The organism is Pseudoduganella sp. RAF53_2, assembly GCF_052113985.1.
Lineage (GTDB): Bacteria > Pseudomonadota > Gammaproteobacteria > Burkholderiales > Burkholderiaceae_D > Rugamonas.
Genome location: NZ_JBFRDW010000768.1, coordinates 1 through 2,523 on the forward strand (window position 1 = coordinate 1; position 2,523 = coordinate 2,523).

The 2,523-nt window shown below is 60.0% G+C and carries 4 protein-coding genes; 2 read left to right on the top strand and 2 right to left on the bottom strand.

Going from position 1 to position 2,523, the window contains the following annotated elements; translation table 11 throughout:
- Both AB4Z11_RS29210 and AB4Z11_RS29215 read right to left on the bottom strand, forming a co-directional pair.
- The coding region (locus AB4Z11_RS29210) for a hypothetical protein (protein ID WP_442029325.1) at window positions 1-219 on the bottom strand (219 nt) is incomplete at its 3' end.
- A 114-nt stretch (window positions 220-333) separates the two neighbouring features.
- Window positions 334-864: a DinB family protein gene (locus tag AB4Z11_RS29215; RefSeq protein WP_442029326.1), complete on the bottom strand. Its 531-nt coding sequence runs from the start codon at window positions 862-864 to the stop codon at window positions 334-336.
- Window positions 865-934: 70 nt separating this feature from the next.
- On the opposite strand from AB4Z11_RS29215, the gene ychF reads away from it, so the two are divergent.
- Together ychF and AB4Z11_RS29225 are read left to right on the top strand one after the other, a co-directional pair.
- The gene (gene ychF / locus AB4Z11_RS29220) at window positions 935-2,026 is read left to right on the top strand and encodes a redox-regulated ATPase YchF (protein WP_442029327.1); all 1,092 of its coding nucleotides are present in this window, start codon (window positions 935-937) and stop codon (window positions 2,024-2,026) included.
- A gap of 156 nt (window positions 2,027-2,182) precedes the next feature.
- Window positions 2,183-2,523 (top strand): calcium-binding protein (locus tag AB4Z11_RS29225; protein WP_442029328.1); only part of this gene is annotated, 341 nt, incomplete at its 3' end.

Here is a 2,523-nt window from a genome sequence, read left to right on the forward strand (position 1 = left end):
GTGTCCGAATGGCCTCGTCGGCAGCGGCAATACCGGTGTCCGAATGGCCTCGTCGGCAGCGGCAATACCGCGTGGCCGCAGGCGTTCCAGCGCGTGCTGAAGACTGGCGAGGTCGCGCTGCAGGCGCTTGACCTGTTCGCCCGCAATGCGTGCATCGCGCCGCGCCAGCCACGCCCAGCGTCCGATGACGATGAACAGCACAAACCAAAGCAAATCCATGAATGCCCCCGAAGATTGTCCGCAGTGCATTATTTGCAAGAGGGGACGATAGCACAAGCCTGGCGATACTTGTATCGCTGGCCGCTGCCGGAAGTATCATGATTTGATCCGGGGTCACGCCTCTGGAACCAGYACCACCAGGTCAGTCACGCCCACGTCGATACCCTGCTGCGACAGCAAGGTCGTGGCCTGGCCACGGTGATGGGTTTGATGGTTAAAGAAGTGCATCAGCAGCCCGTCCAGTCTGCGGCTGCCGGGCACTCCCGCCATGCTCTTGTAATGCATCACGAGATCGAGATCCGCCCCCGTCAGCGCGCAGGCAAAATGCATGATCTGGCGGTCCATCCAGGCGCGGCGCACGCGCAGCGCGTCGAATTCCATGGCTTCGCCACGCAGATCAGTCGGTTGCGGCAGCTCCATTACGGCTGCCAGCATCTCGGCAAAGCGCGGATGGGAGCCAAAGCGGCGCAGCCAGATCGTGTCCGCATTGACAATATGCTGAAGCGTCGCCTGCAAGGAGCCGAAAAACGCGCCGCGGTCGGCGGTGYGCTCCTCGGGCGACAGCTTGGCGGCAGCTTCGTACAGCTTGTGGTTCATCCAGTCGTTGTACTGGGCCATCAGGCGGAATTGGGCGGTCAGGGACATGTTCTGGGGTACAATCTCGGTTTATTTTGCGGCGTTCGCCGTAGCAGAACATATATCTTAAAGGTTTTCCATGAGTCTCAAATGCGGCATCGTCGGCTTGCCTAACGTCGGCAAGTCCACCCTCTTCAATGCACTGACCAAGGCCGGTATCGCGGCCGAGAACTACCCGTTCTGCACGATCGAGCCGAACGTGGGCGTGGTGGAAGTGCCTGACCCGCGCATGGACAAGCTGGCTGCCATCGTCAATCCTGAGCGCATGGTGAACGCGATCGTTGAATTCGTCGACATCGCCGGCCTGGTGGCGGGCGCGTCGAAAGGCGAAGGTCTGGGCAACCAGTTCCTGTCGCACATCCGCGAAACCGACGCCATCGTGAACGTGGTGCGCTGCTTCGAAGACGACAACGTGATCCACGTGGCTGGCAAAGTCAGCCCGCTGGACGATATCGAGGTCATCCAGACCGAACTGGCGCTGGCCGACCTGGGCACCGTTGAGAAAGCCATCCACCGCGAGCAGAAGAAGGCCCGCTCCGGCGACAAGGATGCCGCCAAGCTGGTGGCCCTGATGGAAACCATCGTGCCGCACCTGAACGAAGCCAAGCCTGTGCGCGCCATGGGACTGGACGCTGAACAGATGGCCCTGATCAAGCCACTGTGCCTGATCACTGCCAAGCCGGCCATGTACGTGGCCAACGTCTCCGATAGCGGCTTCACCAACAACCCGCTGCTGGACCAGCTGACCAAGTACGCCGAGTCCCAGAACGCACCGATCGTGGCGATCTGCGCCGCCATCGAAGCCGAGATCGCCGACCTGGACGACGCCGACAAGGTGGAGTTCCTGTCCGACATGGGCATGGAAGAGCCAGGCCTGAACCGCCTGATCCGCGCCGGCTACAAGCTGCTGGGCCTGCAGACCTACTTCACCGCCGGCGTGAAGGAAGTCCGCGCCTGGACCATCCACATCGGCGACACCGCCCCGCAAGCGGCCGGCGTGATCCACACCGACTTCGAACGCGGCTTCATCCGCGCCCAGACCATTTCCTATGACGACTACATCCAGTTCAAGGGTGAAGCCGGCGCCAAGGAAGCGGGCAAGATGCGCGCTGAAGGCAAGGAATACGTGGTGAAAGACGGCGACGTGCTGAACTTCCTGTTCAACGTCTAAGCTTCCCCTCGCTTGCCGRCCGCCCTTGGCCGGCAAGCTCCTTTCTTTTTCCGGCGCGCACTCGCGCACATGCCGGTTCCAATTGTGAATAATCGATAGATTTGCAATAAGATTGCCGTGCTAGCATTTGTCATTTCATATTGGCAAATTACCATCATGGCGATCTATATCGGCACTGACCAGAACGACACGCTGTTTGGCACCTCGGAAGATGATTCGATCTACGGCGGTGCGGGCGATGATTCGCTCGTCGGTACTGCTGGAAATGATTTGCTGGATGGTGGTACTGGCAACGATACGCTGGTCGCCCCCGTTTCTGGCAACTTCACTGTGAATGGCGGGGATGGTGACGATACGGTTCTGCTGAATATGCTGGCTGATGGCTATGGTGGAACTATTACTGGCGGCGTCGGTCGCCAGACCTATGTCTTTGAATCTGTGCTCTACCAAAGCCATCCCATCATCACGGATTTCAAGGCTGGCGCTAGCGGTGACTG